The sequence below is a fragment of the Arthrobacter sp. 05L428 genome (genome assembly GCF_056397665.1).
Genome location: NZ_JBFTNW010000002.1, coordinates 133,077 through 147,122 on the forward strand (window position 1 = coordinate 133,077; position 14,046 = coordinate 147,122).

At 68.8% G+C, this 14,046-nt stretch carries 10 protein-coding genes; all 10 read left to right on the forward strand.

Going from position 1 to position 14,046, the window contains the following annotated elements; genetic code table 11:
• The first annotated feature begins 18 nt into the window (after positions 1 to 18).
• Positions 19 to 774 (forward strand): SDR family NAD(P)-dependent oxidoreductase, encoded by a 756-nt coding sequence (locus AC1DH3_RS06980; RefSeq protein WP_476908906.1) that lies wholly within the window; start codon positions 19 to 21, stop codon positions 772 to 774.
• The gene (locus AC1DH3_RS06985; RefSeq protein WP_476908907.1) at positions 771 to 2,303 is read left to right on the forward strand and encodes an FGGY-family carbohydrate kinase; all 1,533 of its coding nucleotides are present in this window, start codon (positions 771 to 773) and stop codon (positions 2,301 to 2,303) included. Before AC1DH3_RS06980 ends, AC1DH3_RS06985 begins: the two co-directional genes overlap by 4 nt.
• Positions 2,300 to 3,934, forward strand: coding sequence for a fucose isomerase (locus AC1DH3_RS06990; protein ID WP_441418051.1), 1,635 nt, complete (start codon positions 2,300 to 2,302; stop codon positions 3,932 to 3,934). The genes AC1DH3_RS06985 and AC1DH3_RS06990 overlap by 4 nt, the downstream gene beginning before the upstream one ends.
• 231 nt (positions 3,935 to 4,165) lie before the next feature.
• The gene (locus tag AC1DH3_RS06995) at positions 4,166 to 5,539 is read left to right on the forward strand and encodes an NAD-dependent succinate-semialdehyde dehydrogenase (protein WP_441418050.1); all 1,374 of its coding nucleotides are present in this window, start codon (positions 4,166 to 4,168) and stop codon (positions 5,537 to 5,539) included.
• 129 nt (positions 5,540 to 5,668) lie between these two features.
• Positions 5,669 to 6,259: a hypothetical protein gene (locus tag AC1DH3_RS07000; RefSeq protein WP_441418049.1), complete on the forward strand. Its 591-nt coding sequence runs from the start codon at positions 5,669 to 5,671 to the stop codon at positions 6,257 to 6,259.
• A 117-nt stretch (positions 6,260 to 6,376) separates the two neighbouring features.
• The gene (locus tag AC1DH3_RS07005; RefSeq protein WP_441418179.1) at positions 6,377 to 7,192 is read left to right on the forward strand and encodes a hypothetical protein; all 816 of its coding nucleotides are present in this window, start codon (positions 6,377 to 6,379) and stop codon (positions 7,190 to 7,192) included.
• Complete coding sequence (locus AC1DH3_RS07010; RefSeq protein WP_476908908.1) at positions 7,176 to 7,925, forward strand: LamB/YcsF family protein; 750 nt, start codon at positions 7,176 to 7,178, stop codon at positions 7,923 to 7,925. The genes AC1DH3_RS07005 and AC1DH3_RS07010 overlap by 17 nt, the downstream gene beginning before the upstream one ends.
• A 99-nt stretch (positions 7,926 to 8,024) precedes the next feature.
• On the forward strand, positions 8,025 to 11,735 hold the full coding sequence (locus tag AC1DH3_RS07015) for a nitrate reductase subunit alpha (protein ID WP_476892959.1): 3,711 nt from the start codon (positions 8,025 to 8,027) through the stop codon (positions 11,733 to 11,735).
• A complete protein-coding gene (gene narH / locus AC1DH3_RS07020; RefSeq protein WP_476908909.1) occupies positions 11,735 to 13,429 on the forward strand; it encodes a nitrate reductase subunit beta in 1,695 nt (564 codons plus the stop codon). The genes AC1DH3_RS07015 and narH overlap by 1 nt, the downstream gene beginning before the upstream one ends.
• Positions 13,426 to 14,046, forward strand: a complete 621-nt coding sequence (gene narJ / locus AC1DH3_RS07025; protein ID WP_441418045.1) for a nitrate reductase molybdenum cofactor assembly chaperone — start codon at positions 13,426 to 13,428, stop codon at positions 14,044 to 14,046. Before narH ends, narJ begins: the two co-directional genes overlap by 4 nt.

Genomic DNA, 14,046 nt, shown 5'->3' on the forward strand with positions numbered 1-14,046 from the left:
TCTTTGGAAAGGACAAGCATGACAACGGAGATGGATGGGCTGGTCGCGATTGTGACCGGAGGTGCTTCCGGCATCGGCGCCGCGGCAGCCGCCCGGCTCGCCGCCGCCGGAGCCTCGGTGGCGGTCCTGGACCTGAACCCGGAGGACGCCGCGAAGGGGCACTTCGCGGTGCGCTGCGACGTGGCCGACGACGCCTCCGTGGTCGCGGCAGTCCAGGGGGTCGCCGAACACTTTGGCCGGATCGACGTCGTCGTCAACAACGCCGGGATCGGCGCCCAAGGCACGATCGCGGACAACGACGACGATGAATGGCACCGCGTCCTCGACATCAACGTGCTCGGCATGGTGCGGGTCAGCCGGGCCGCACTGCCGCATCTGCGGCGCTCGCCGGCCGCCGCGATCGTCAACACGTGTTCCATCGCGGCCACGGCGGGGCTGCCGCAGCGGGCGCTGTACGGTGCCAGCAAAGGCGCGGTCCTGTCCCTGACGCTGGCCATGGCCGCGGACCATATCCGCGAAGGCATCCGGGTCAACTGCGTGAACCCGGGCACCGCTGACACCCCGTGGATCGGCCGCCTGATGGCCCAAAGCGACGATCCGCAGGCCGAACGCGCCGCCCTCAACGCCCGCCAGCCCCACGGCCGGCTGGTCACCGCGGACGAGGTGGCGGCCGCCATCACCTACCTCGCGTCACCGGCCTCCGGCTCCACGACCGGAACCTCCTTGGCGGTTGACGGCGGCATGCAGGGCCTGCGCCTGAGGCCGGCACAGTGACGGATCAGCCGGTCCGGGCGGTGCTCGGCGTCGACATCGGCACCAGCAGCAGCAAGGGCGTCGTCGTGGACCTGGAGGGCAAGGTGCTCCGTTCCGCCGCGCGCAGCCACGAGGTAAGCCGGCCCCGGCCGGGCTGGGCCGAGATGGACGGGGACCTGTGGTGGGAGGAATTCGCCGCGATCAGCCGCGAACTGCTGGCCGGCACGGGCGCGGACGAACAAATCGTCGCCGTCGGCGTCAGCGGCATGGGCCCCTGCGTCCTCGTCACGGACCAGGACGGCACCCCGCTGCGCCCGGCGATCCTTTACGGCATCGACTCCCGGGCCACCGAGCAGATCGAGTCCCTCACCGCTGAGTTGGGCGGCGACGAGCTCATTATGGAGCGCTGCGGCTCCGTGCTGTCCACCCAGGCCGTCGGGCCCAAGCTGGCGTGGCTGGCCCGGCACGAGCCGGACACTTTCGCCAGGAGCCGCCGGCTTTTTATGCCCTCCTCCTGGCTGGCCTACCAGCTCACCGGCGCGTACGTGCTGGACCACCACTCCGCCAGCCAGTGCACGCCGTTGTACGACACCCGGACGCTGGAATGGTATCCGCCCTTCGCGAGCAAGATCGCTCCCGGGCTGGAACTTCCGCCGCTGCTCTGGCCCGGCGACACCGCCGGGTACGTCAGCGCGGAGGCCGCCGTCGCCACCGGGCTTCCGGCCGGAGTCCCGGTGATTGCCGGAACCATCGACGCCTGGAGCGAAGCCGTCAGCGTGGACAGCCAGAACAATGGCGACCTGATGCTGATGTACGGCACCACCATGTTCCTGGTCAACACCGTCCCGGACCGGGTCACCTCACCCCAGCTGTGGGGGACGGTCGGCGCGTTCGAGGGAACCCGCAACCTGGCCGGCGGGATGGCCACCTCCGGGGCGGTCACGTCCTGGCTCAAGGAACTGTTCGGCTCCCTCGACTTCCCGGAACTGCTGGAGCTGGCCGCCGCCTCGGGCCCCGGCGCCCGTGGACTCCTGATGCTGCCCTACTTCGCCGGCGAACGGACCCCGGTGGCGGATCCGCAAGCCCGCGGCATCATTGCCGGGCTGACCCTCTCGCACACCCGCGGCGACCTGTACCGCGCCGCCCTGGAGGCCACGGCACTGGGCGTCCGGCACAACATCGAGTCCATGGAGCTGGCCGGCGGAAACATCCGGCGCATCGTGGCCGTCGGCGGCGGAACCCAGGGTGAGCTGTGGACCCAGATCGTTTCCGACGTGACCGGGCAGCCGCAGCTCATTCCGAGCCAGACCATCGGCGCCAGCTACGGCGCCGCGTATCTGGCCGCGGGCACGGTTGCCGAGGTCCGGATCAGCGAGTGGAATCCGCCCGCCCGGACCGTCCACCCCAACCCTGCCGTGAGCGCGGACTATGAGGAGCTGTACGACCTCTACTTACGCCTTTACCCGGCCACCCAGGACATTGCCCACGCCCTCGCCGGACGCGAGGAACGTCTGAGCCCCCAAAACCTTGAAAGGGAAACCACACCATGAGCAGTTACACCTTCCCGTCCATCACGGAAACCCCCGACGCCGAGGCCAACACGGTCTACACCATCAGCAGCGGCGACCTGCGGCTCGCTGCCAACACCAAGTGCTGGCCCACCCAGCAGCAGCTCGAAGGGCACTTCGCGGCCGCCGTGGAGTCCCTCGGCTACCAGGTGGTCCGCGCGCACGGCGTCAACCCCGACACCGGGCATGGCTTCATCGACAGCCAGCGCATGGGTATGGAAGTTTTCAAGAACATTCCGCCGACGGCGCCGGTGGTGGTTGTCGAGGCCGTCTGGCAGTACAGCCACCACGTCCTGGCCGGCCTGCGCACGCACCGCGGCCCGATCCTGGTCGTGGCGAACTGGGCGGGCGACTTCCCGGGGCTGGTGGGCCTGCTTAACCTCACCGGAAGCCTGACCAAGGCCAAGGTCGACTACTCCGCGCTGTGGAGCGAGGACTTCACCGACGAATGGGCGGTGGGCAAGCTCAAATCCTGGCTCACCTCCGGCAGCATCACCCACGACACGAGCCACGTCCGCGAACTGCCGCCGCTGGCGGATACGGAGGAGGTCCGGCTGGGACGCGCCCTGGCGCAGCAGCTGATGGCCGACAAGGCCATCATCGGCGTCTTCGACGAGGGTTGCATGGGCATGTACAACGCCATCATCGACGACGAAATGCTCAACCCGCTGGGCATCTACAAGGAGCGGCTCTCGCAGAGCGCCCTCGTGGCCGAGATGCTGAAGGTCCCGGACGCAGAGGCCGACGCGGTGAAGAGCTGGCTCGACGACGCCGGCCTGACCTTCCACTTCGGCACCGACCCTGCGACGGAGCTGACCCCCGACCAGGTCCACAGCCAGCTCAAGATGTACATTGCCGCGCTGCGCATCTCGGACGATTACGGCGTCGACGCCGTCGGCATCCAGTACCAGCAGGGCCTCAAGGACACCGTCCCGGCGTCCGACCTGGCCGAAGGCCTGCTCAACAACGTCCAGCGCCCGCCCGTCTACTCCCGCGACGGCGGCCGGGAACTGTTCGCCGGAAAGGCGCTGCCGCACTTCAACGAGGTGGACGAGGGGGTCGCCGTCGACGCCCTCATCACCAACCGGATTTGGACCGCGATGGGGCTCGATCCTGCCACCACGCTGCACGACGTGCGCTGGGGTGCCGACTACGACGGCGAGTTCGTCTGGGTCTTCGAGATCTCCGGCTCCGTGCCGGCCTCCCACAATGGCGGCTACGACAAGTCGTACTCCATGCGACAGCCCGAGATGTTCTTTCCGCTGGGAGGCGGCACCCTCAGCGGTGTCTCCAAGCCGGGGGAGATCGTCTGGTCCCGGGTCTTCATCATGGACGACCGGCTGCACGTGGACCTGGGCCGCGGCCACGTCGTCGAGCTTCCGGCGGAGGAGACCCAACGCCGGCTGGACGCGACCGACCCGCAGTGGCCGATCATGCACGCCGTCCTCGACGGCGTCAGCCGAGACCAGCTGATGGCCCGCCACAAGGCCAACCACGCCCAGGTGGTCTACGCCCCGGACGCCGCCACGGCGGACAAGGCGCTGGAAGCCAAGGCCGCATTCTTTGCCGAGCTAGGGGTGCAGGTCCACCTCTGCGGCGACGTGGCACTCTAGGGGACAGGTGGCGGCGGCTGGCCGTCCCTGAGGTCTGGGGACGGCAACGGCCGCGGCTGGATGGAATACTCCCGGGGACACCTCGGTTGGCGCCTAAGGGACTTGGCCCGCCTTTGCAGGCAGGCCGGCCCCGCGCAATGGGCGGGAACCGCCTTCGACGCCGTATCCGGCGCCAACGGCGGTCCGCGTCCGAACCGGCTCTAACCAGCCAGAAACGGAGATGGTGGACCAATGACTGCCTACAAGACAGTGAACCCCGCGACCGGAGAAACTCTGAAGGAATTCCCGCTCGCTACCGCAGGCGAGGTGGAAGAGGCGCTCGCAGCCGCGCAGCAGGCGTTCCAGGCCTGGCGCGCCGCCCCTGTCGAGGCCCGCGCCAAGGTGATCGCCCGCGTCGCAGAACTGTACCGGGAACGCCAGGACGAGCTCGCCCGGCTGATCAGCACCGAGATGGGCAAGCCCCTGGCACAGGCCCGCGGCGAAGTGCAGCTCGTGGCCGATATTTACGACTACTACGCCGCGGAAGGCCCGGGCTTCCTCAAGGACGAGCCGCTGGAGGTCAAGGGCGGCGGCTCCGCCGTCGTCCGTTCGGCTCCAGTCGGACCCCTGCTCGGCATCATGCCGTGGAACTACCCGTACTACCAGGTGGCGCGCTTCGCGGCGCCGAACCTGGTCCTGGGCAACACGATCCTGCTCAAGCATGCCGGCAGCTGCCCGCAGTCTGCCCTCGCGATCGAGGAAATCTTCAAGGATGCCGGACTCCCACAGGGCGCCTACACCAACCTCTTCCTCAGCAACGAACAGGTCGCCGAGGTCATCGCCGACAGCCGGATCCAGGGCGTCTCCCTGACCGGCAGCGAGCGGGCCGGTTCGGCCGTGGCCGAAGTGGCCGGCCGGAACCTGAAGAAGTACGTGCTGGAACTCGGCGGCAGCGACCCCTTCATCGTGCTGGATTCCGATGACCTCGACGCCACCGTCAAGGCCGCCGTGGGCGGCCGGATGGGCAACGCCGGGCAGGCCTGCACCGCCTCGAAGCGGTTCATCGTGCTCGAGGACCTCTACGAGCCCTTCGTGGAAAAGTTCACCGCCCGGATGGCCGGGATCAAGCCCGGGGACCCGCTGCTGGAGGACACCAAGTTCGGTCCGCTCTCCTCGCAGAGCGCCGCGGACGGCCTGATCGAACAGATCCAGGACGCCGTGGACAAGGGCGCCACGCTCCGCACCGGCGGCCACCTCGTGGACGGCCCGGGTGCCTTCGTGGAGCCCACCGTGCTCACCGACGTCACGCCGGAGATGCGCGCCTTCTCCGAGGAGCTGTTCGGCCCGGCCGCGGTCATCTACAAGGTGGCCAGCGCCGAGGAGGCAGTCGAACTCGCCAACGGGTCCCCGTACGGGCTCGGAGGCTCGGTCTTCAGCGCCGACCCGCGCAAGGCCCAGGACCTCGCGGACCGGCTGGATACCGGCATGGTCTTCATCAACTCGGTGGCCGTAACGCAGGCGGACCTGCCGTTCGGCGGCGTCAAGCGCTCCGGCGTCGGGCGTGAGCTGGGCCGGTTCGGCATGGACGAATTCGTGAACAAGAAACTGATCCGCACCCCGCGCTAAGCGGGAGCGCCCCGGGCGGGAACGCTTCAGTGGGGACCGCTTCAGACGGGAAGCCCAGCCAGGACACGGCTGCGGTCGGAGGTGAAGACCTTCCGGCCGCAGCCGTTGCCGTCCCGTTAGGCTCCTCACATGGAGAAAACGGCCACCGCAGCGGCGCGGCGCAGCCTGGCATTCGTGGGAATCAACGCGGGCCTGGCGCTGCACCCGGCGGACTCCCGAGGCGCCCAGGTCCCGGGCGAGCCGGCCAGCTGCTTCGCCACGTTCTGGCGGGCCGACTGGTCACGCTGGGGTGCCGGGAGCGCCCTGCTGGTTGCGACCCTGCAGGGCTGGCGCAGCTACGGCACCAATGAGGCCCTCGCGAAAACCCTGGCCACCGAACTTACCCGCTATTTCCCGGAAGCGTCCAGATTCCCGCTGACCGGGATCGGGCACACCCACGACGAGTTCACGGTGGAAGTGGACCCGGCGACCGGGTTCCGCGCAACCGGCCACAAGGCGGAGCTGGCAATCAGCGGCATCCTGGACCGAAGGCAGTTCACCGCCCCCAACTTCCAGCTCGGCGAAGGCAGCGCCGCCCTGAGCAACGTTTATCTGCCCTGCAGCACCGGTCGGCTCGCGGAATTCGGGGTGGAGTGGCCGGGCACGCCGGCGGTCTATCCCGGTCCGCTGGGACCGTCCTCCTCGGCGTTCATCGCCTTGGCCGAATCCTGGGTGCTCTAGCGTCCCTGCCCGGCGGCGGCACCGGCCCGGGGCTGCGCAAGAGCGGCCAGGCGGCACGTGGCCTAGTGTTAAGGCTGGACGATGTTCAGCACACTTACGGTTCACGGAGAGGCGATGATGGCCAAGCGCAGCAACCCGGCAATGAGAATTGCCCAAAAGACCGCCCACAGCGCAATGTTCGACGCCGACGGCAAGCCCAAGCCCGGCGTCCACAACATGCTCCTGCGCGCGGTGGAAATCCAGCGGCCGCTGGTCCTGGCGAACCTGCGCCGGCTGCAGCGGAAGCACCCGAACGCCACCGCGGCGCAGCTCGCCGCCATCCTGGAACGCAACTACCTGACCGCCGTTACCGGCGGCGGTGCCCTCGTCGGCGGCTCGGCCGTTATCCCCGGCGTCGGCACCGTGGCCGCGCTGGGTCTCTCCGCCGCCGCGACCGTCGGATTCCTGGAGGCTACCGCGCTGTTCGCCACCTCGCTGGCGGAACTGCACGGGGTGCGAATGGTCGACCCGGAGAGGGCCAGCACGTTGGTCATGGCCATCATGCTCGGCGAAGAAGGCACCGCCCTGCTGAGCTCGCTGAGCGGCCACGCCGCCGGGCAGGGCAAGGGGCCAACCCAGGCCTGGGGCACGCTCTTCGCACGCAGGGCGCCGATGATCGGCTTCGGGTCGGTGCGAGAGCGGATCCAGCGGGCCTTCCTGCGGAACCTGCTCAAGCGCCAGGGCACCGCTCTGCTGGGCCGCGCCCTGCCCTTCGGCATCGGCGCCGTGGTGGGCGGCGTGGGCAACCGGATGATGGGACGCGCCGTCGTCGAAAACGCCAAGGAGGCCTTCGGCCCGATGCCGGTGACCATCCCCGGCGAGCTGAAGCCCGGCGCCGGTACCGCGGAAGCCGGCCCGGACCTGGAAGGCGGAACCCGTGGATCTGAACGCTGACCTCGGGGAGTCCTTCGGCTCTTGGACGATGGGCGATGACGCGGCGATGTTCCCGCTCGTCACCAGCGCCAGCGTGGCCTGCGGTCTGCACGCCGGGGACCCCGTCACCATGCTGGACACCTGCCGCGCGGCCTACGAACTCGACGTCAGGGTCGGCGCCCACCTGGGCTATCCCGACCTGGCCGGCTTCGGGCTCCGCGCCATGGACATGAGCTTCGACGACTTGTTCGGCGCGGTTCTCTACCAGCTCGGCGCGCTCGACGGCGTGGCCCATGCGGTGGGCGCCTCGGTGGACTACGTCAAAGTGCACGGCGGCCTCTACGACCGCACGATGCACGACGACGAACAGGCCTCCGCCGTGGTCGCCGCCATCCAGGCCTACGATCCGGGGCTTCCGATCCTGGGCCTGGAGGGTTCGGCCTTGCTCAGGATTGCCCGTGAGGCCGGCAATCCCGTGTTCCACGAGGCTTTCGCCGACCGCGCCTACCTCCCGGATGGCTCGCTGGTGCCGCGGCTGGAGGAGGAATCGGTGATCGAGGACCCGGACGTGATCGTCGAGCGCGCGCTCCGGCTGGCCCTCAAGGGCGAAGTCCTGGCGGTCGACGGAACCGTCGTCACGCTCACACCGCATTCGCTGTGCCTGCACGGTGACACCCCCGGCTCGGTGCAGGTGGCCGCCGCCGTCCGCGCCGCGCTGGAGAAGGCCGGCGTCGAACTCGAGTCGTTCGCCTGAGTCCCGTTTCGCAGTCCGCGCTGAGACTAAAGTGGCGGTTGTGACACTAGTGCCGTAGGGCCCTATCGGGGGAGCAGGGTGCCCCATAGCTTTGGGGGCATGACTGCCGGAGGCCCCGCGGGGTTGGATGGACCCGCCTCGGACGCAATGTTGAAGCTTGGCCGCTTTTTCACGAAATGGGACCAGACCGAGGACGGCAGGGCGGTGTTCCGGGAAGGCGGCCGCAAGGGCGACATCTTCTACCGGGACCGCTGGAGCCACGACAAGGTGGTCCGCTCCACCCACGGGGTGAACTGCACCGGCTCCTGCTCCTGGAAGGTGTACGTCAAGGACGGCATCATCACCTGGGAATCCCAGCAGACCGACTACCCTTCGGTGGGCCCTGACAGTCCCGAATACGAGCCGCGCGGCTGCCCGCGCGGAGCCGCCTTCTCCTGGTACACCTACTCGCCCACCCGGGTCCGCTTTCCCTACGCCCGGGGTGTGCTGGTGGAGATGTACCGCGAGGCCAAGGCCCGGCTGGGCGACCCGGTGCTCGCCTTCGCCGACGTCGTGGGGGACCCGGAGCGGCGCCGCCGCTACCAGCAGGCCCGCGGCAAGGGCGGCCTGGTCCGTGTCTCCTGGCAGGAAGCGATCGAGATCGCGGCCGCCGCGCACGTCAACACGATCAAGAACTACGGGCCGGACCGCTGCGCCGGTTTCTCCCCGATCCCCGCCATGTCGATGGTCTCGCACGCCGTCGGCACCCGTTTCATCCAGCTCATCGGCGGGGTGATGACGTCCTTTTACGACTGGTACGCCGACCTGCCGGTGGCCAGCCCGCAGGTTTTCGGCGACCAGACCGACGTCCCGGAATCCGGCGACTGGTGGGACGCGCGCTACCTGATGATGTGGGGCTCCAACGTCCCCGTGACCCGGACCCCGGATGCGCACTGGATGGCCGAGGTGCGGTACCGCGGAACCAAGGTGGTCACGGTCAGCCCGGACTACGCGGACAACACGAAGTTTGCCGACGAATGGCTGCCCGCCCAGGCCGGCACCGACGCCGCCCTGGCGATGGCGATGGGGCACGTCATGCTCAGGGAGTTCTTCGTTGAGCGCGACGTGCCGTTCTTCTCCGATTATGTCCGGCAGTACACCGACCTGCCGTTCCTCGTCCGGCTGGAACGGCGCGACGACGGCACCCTCACCCCGTCCAAGTTCCTCACCGCCAGGGACCTCAAAGCCGAGTCGTTGGCTGAGGACGCGGCGTTCCGGACGGTGCTGTTCGACAAGAAGACCGGCCTGCCCGTCGTCCCCAACGGCTCGATGGGGTTCCGCTATTCCGGCAGCGGCGAGGGCAAATGGAACCTGGACCTCGAGGGCATCGAGCCGGCGCTGTCGCTGCGGGAGGTCTCCGCTGAAAACGCCGAGATCCTGCTGCCATGCTTCGAGGACGCCGGCGGCGAGGGCAGCGTGCTCCGACGCGGCGTGCCCGTCCTCGAGGTGGAGGGCCAGTTGGTCACCACCGTGTTCGACCTGATGCTGGCCCAGTACGGCGTGGGCCGCGAGGGTCTGCCGGGGGACTGGGCGGCCGGCTACGACGACGCCGCGACGCCCTACACCCCGGCCTGGCAGGAGGAGATCACCTCCGTCCCGGCGCAGGCCTGCATCCGGGTGGCCCGGGAGTTCGCCCGCAACGCGGAGCAGTCCAAGGGCCGGTCCATGATCATCATGGGCGCCGGCATCTGCCAGTGGTTCCACGGCGACACCACCTACCGGGCCGTGCTGGCCCTGGTCATGCTGACCGGCTGCATGGGCCGCAACGGCGGCGGCTGGGCGCACTACGTGGGCCAGGAGAAGACCCGCCCCGCCACCGGCTGGGTGTCGCTGGCGAACGCGCTGGACTGGTCCCGGCCGCCGCGGACCATGATCGGCACCGGCTACTGGTACATGCACACGGACCAGTGGCGGCAGGACGGCTACTCCGCCGACGCGCTGAAGTCTCCGCTGTCCACCGGAGCCCTGGATGGCATGCACACCGCGGACGCGATGGCCCAGTCCGCGCGACTCGGCTGGATGCCGTTCTACCCGCAGTTCGACCGTAACCCGCTGGACATCGCGGACGAGGCGGAAGCCGCCGTCGCCGCCGGCACCGCGAAAGACACCCCGGGCTACATCGCCGACGCACTGAAAAACCGCACCCTGAACCCGGCGATCGAGGACGTGGACGCCCCGGAAAACTGGCCGCGGACCCTCGTGCTGTGGCGCTCCAACCTGTTCGGCTCCTCGGCCAAGGGCAACGAATACTTCCTGCGCAACCTGCTGGGCACCCACAACAACGTGCTCGGCAAGGACCACGCGGAAGGCCTCAAGCCGCGGGACGTGAAATGGCACGAGCAGGCGCCGGAAGGAAAACTGGACCTGCTGGTCTCCGCGGACTTCCGGATGACCTCCACCACGCTGCTCTCCGACGTCGTGTTCCCGGCCGCCACCTGGTACGAGAAACACGACCTGTCCTCCACCGACATGCACCCCTTCGTGCATGCCTTCACCCCCGCGATCGACCCGCCGTGGGAGACCAAGACGGACTTCGACACCTTCCACCTGCTGGCCCAGGAGTTTTCCCGGCAGGCCAGGACGCACTTGGGGGTCCGCCGGGACCTGGTCAGTGTGCCGCTGCAGCACGACACCCCCGGCCAGCTCGCCCAGCCCGGCGGGATAGTCCGCGACTGGCGGCACGCGTCCATCCCCGCCGTGCCGGGACAGAACATGCCCATCTTCTCCGTGGTGGAACGCGACTACACCGCCATCGCGGACAAGCTGGCCGCCGTCGGTCCGCTGGCCGACAAACTGGGCTTCACGGTCAAAAACGTCACCTACAAACTGGCAGGGCCGTTGGAGCGGCTGAGCCGGTCCAACGGGGTGATGCTCGGCGGCGCCGCGGACGGCCGCCCCGCGATCGACACCGACGCGAAGATGGCCGAGGCGATCCTGGCTTTCTCCGGCACCACCAACGGCGCCCTGTCCGTGCAGGGCTTCAAGGACCTGGAAGTCCGCACCGGCCGGAAACTGGCGGACCTGTCCGAGGGGTCCGAGGAAAAGTTCATCACCTTCGCGCAGACCCAGGCCGGCCCGGTCCCGGTGATCACCTCGCCGGAATGGTCCGGCTCCGAGACCGGCGGCCGGCGCTACGCACCGTTCACCATCAACGTGGAGCGGCTCAAGCCGTGGCACACCCTGACCGGCCGGATGCACTTCTTCCTGGACCACGACTGGATGCTGGACATCGGTGAAGCGCTGCCGATCTACCGGCCGCCGCTGGACATGCACCGGCTCTTCGGCGAACCCAAACTCGGCCGGGACGGGTCCATGGAGGTGGTGGTCCGCTACCTGACGCCGCACTCGAAATGGTCCATCCACTCCGAATACCAGGACAACCTGCTGATGCTCTCGCTCTCCCGCGGCGGACCCACGGTCTGGATGAGCCCGGCCGACGCGGACGCCATCGAGGTCAAGGACAACGACTGGGTGGAGTGCGTGAACATCAACGGCGTCCTGGTGGCCCGCGCGATCGTCAGCCACCGGATGCCGGCCGGCGTCGTCTACGTCCACCACGCCCAGGAACGCACCATCGACGTGCCGAAGTCCGAGGCCACCGGGCGGCGCGGCGGTATCCACAACTCCGTGACCCGGCTGCTGGTCAAACCCTCGCACCTGATCGGCGGCTACGCCCAGCTGGCCTACGCGTTCAACTACCTTGGCCCCACCGGAAACCAGCGCGACATGGTGGCCACCGTCCGCCGTCGCTCCCAGGAGGTGCAGTACTGATGCGTGTCATGGCCCAAATGGGCATGGTCATGAACCTGGACAAATGCATCGGCTGCCACACCTGCTCCGTGACCTGCAAACAGGCGTGGACGAACCGTGCGGGCACCGAATACGTCTGGTTCAACAATGTCGAAACCCGCCCCGGGCAGGGGTATCCGCGCCGCTACGAGGACCAGGAGAGGTGGCACGGCGGCTGGGTGCTGAACAAACGCGGCAAGCTCGTGCTCAAGGCCGGTGGCCGGGTCAAGAAGCTCCTGGGGATCTTCGCCAGCCCGGTCCAGCCCGAGCTCAAGGACTACTACGAGCCGTGGACCTATGACTACAAGACCCTCGTGGACGCACCGCTGGGCGACGACTTCCCGGTGGCGCGGCCAAAGTCCCTGATCACCGGCGAGGACACCAAGATCACCTGGTCCGCGAACTGGGACGATGACCTGGGCGGCTCCACGGAGAACGGGCACCTGGATCCGATCGTGGAAAAGGTCCGGCGCGAATCCGAGGACAAGATCAAGTTCGCCTACGAGCAGACCTTCATGTTCTACCTGCCGCGGATCTGCGAGCACTGCCTGAACCCGTCCTGCATGGCCTCCTGCCCCTCCGGCGCGATCTACAAGCGGGTGGAGGACGGGATTGTGCTGGTGGACCAGGACAAGTGCCGCGGCTGGCGACAATGCGTCACCGGCTGCCCGTACAAGAAAATCTACTTCAACCACAAGACCGGCAAGGCCGAGAAGTGCACCTTCTGCTACCCGCGGGTGGAGGTAGGACTCCCGACGGTCTGCTCGGAGACCTGCGTGGGCCGGCTGCGGTACCTGGGGCTGTTTTTGTACGACGCCGACGCCGTCACCGCGGCGGCCGCCGTGACGGACCCGCAGGAGCTCTACGACGCCCAGATGGACGTGCTGCTGGACCCCAACGACCCCGCCGTGCAGGCCGAGGCGCGGGCCCAGGGCATCCCGGAAGACTGGATCGACGCGGCCCGGCGCTCGCCGGTCTACGCCCTGGCCAAGGTCTACAAGGTCGCCCTGCCGCTGCACCCCGAATACCGGACCATGCCGATGGTCTGGTACGTCCCGCCGCTCTCACCCGTGGTGGACCTGCTGCGGGACCAGGGCCACGACGGCGAGGACGCCGGCAACCTGTTCGGCGCCATCGACGCGTTGCGCATCCCGGTGGAATACCTCGCCGAACTCTTCACCGCCGGCGACGCGGACCGGGTCACCGCGGTGCTAAAGAAGCTCGCCGCGATGCGCTCCTTCATGCGGGGCATCAGCCTCGGCAACGACCCGGACGACTCCATCCCGGAAGCCGTGGGGATGGACAGCCAGACCATGTACGAGATGTACCGGCTGATGGCGATCGCGAAGTACGAGGAGCGCTACGTGATCCCCAAGGCACACGTGGAGCAGGCCCACGACCTCGAGGAAATGGGCTGCTCGCTGGATTTTGAGGGCGGCCCGGGCATGCAGGACTCCTCGCCGTTTGGCGAGGCCAGCGGCAGGCCCGTCCCGGTGGCGGTGGAGACCTTCAACGCCCTCCGGGACCGGCAAACCTCCGGCGCCGCACCCGGCGAAACGACGCTGCGCGGACGGGTGAACCTGCTGAACTGGGACGGCACGGGAGCGCCGGCCGGGCTGTTCCCGGACAAACGGGCCGAACCGGGCACCCTGGCGGCGGCGGAGGACCAGCCGTGAGCCGCCGCGAACAGGTCGTCTACCTCGCCGCGGCCTGGTGCCTGTCCTACCCGGACGAGGAACTGATCGGCCGGGTGCCGCTGATGCGGGCCGCGCTGGCCGAGTTTCCCGGCGCCGGGGCGGACTTCGCCGAGGTGCTGGACCGGCTGGACGCCACCCCGCCGCTGGAGCTGCAGGCCCACTATGTGCGCGAGTTCGACCTCGGCAAGCGCCACGCCCTGCACCTGTCCTACTGGACCGACGGAGACACCCGGCGCCGCGGCGAAGTGCTGGGGAACTTCAAGAAGACCTACCGGCAAAGCGACATCCTGGTGGACACCCACGGTGAACTGCCCGACTACCTCCCGATGGTGCTGGAATACGCCGCACTGGTGGACCTGGCGGCCGGCCGCGAGCTGCTGAGCCGGTTCCGGGCCAGCCTGGAGATGCTGCGCTTCGGCCTGCTCCGGGACGACCTCCCACACGCCCGGATCCTGCGGGCCGTCTGCGCCACCCTGCCCGGGAAATCACCCGCGGATGAGCAGGCCGTGATGCGGATGGCCGGCTACGGGCCGCCCACCGAGGCGGTGGGCCTGGACCCGTATGATCCGCGACTGTTGCCCGTGAAGGGGGCCTGA